1 pseudogene is annotated in these 548 nt (G+C 37.8%); it reads right to left on the bottom strand.

Annotated features, from left to right (window positions below):
- Window positions 1–245, bottom strand: a pseudogene (locus GCE9029_RS25400) (isocitrate lyase); the annotation flags it as partial.
- Window positions 246–548 lie beyond the last annotated feature (303 nt).

Genomic DNA, 548 nt, shown 5'->3' with positions numbered 1-548 from the left:
TTTTGCTGACCGATAAAACCATGCCAGCAACCTAGAGATTGTGTGTATTGTGAAGGGTCTTGGTCGTAGCGTTCCATATCTGAACGCATGATTTTTGCCGTGTATCGTGCAATGTCTAAGCTTGTTTTAAAGCGGTTCTGAGCACGCATTCGAGCGGCGTACTCATGATTAATAGCTGCCCAGGGTGTTCCATGTTGAGCGATTAGGGTAGCAGTTGCGTCGATATCATTGTTGTAATTAGACATGGCAGTTTCCTCTTGGTGTTTCTGTTGCTTCGCCGCTTGTTTGCGGTCGTGCATTTCTTGATTACCCTTTCAGTCTGTGCCGAGTTGTATGATTCGTCTAATCTATATTTGTTATTGTAACCATATCTTTTATGAATGTGATTTTTGAGCTACATCGGTTCATAGTGAATGATATATCGTCTATTCAGAATGAATGTTAAAAAATACTGACTTTTTAAAAATAAATATTCGATTTAATTCTAAAGGTCATTCATGTTGTGAATGTTGTTGAATCTATTTTTATTGTTCAAAGTTATTCATTTC

It is taken from the genome of Grimontia celer (genome assembly GCF_900055185.1).
GTDB classification, from domain to species: domain Bacteria; phylum Pseudomonadota; class Gammaproteobacteria; order Enterobacterales; family Vibrionaceae; genus Enterovibrio; species Enterovibrio celer.
Note: the sequence above shows the minus strand (reverse complement) of the source record. Positions and strands in the feature narration are given on the sequence as shown.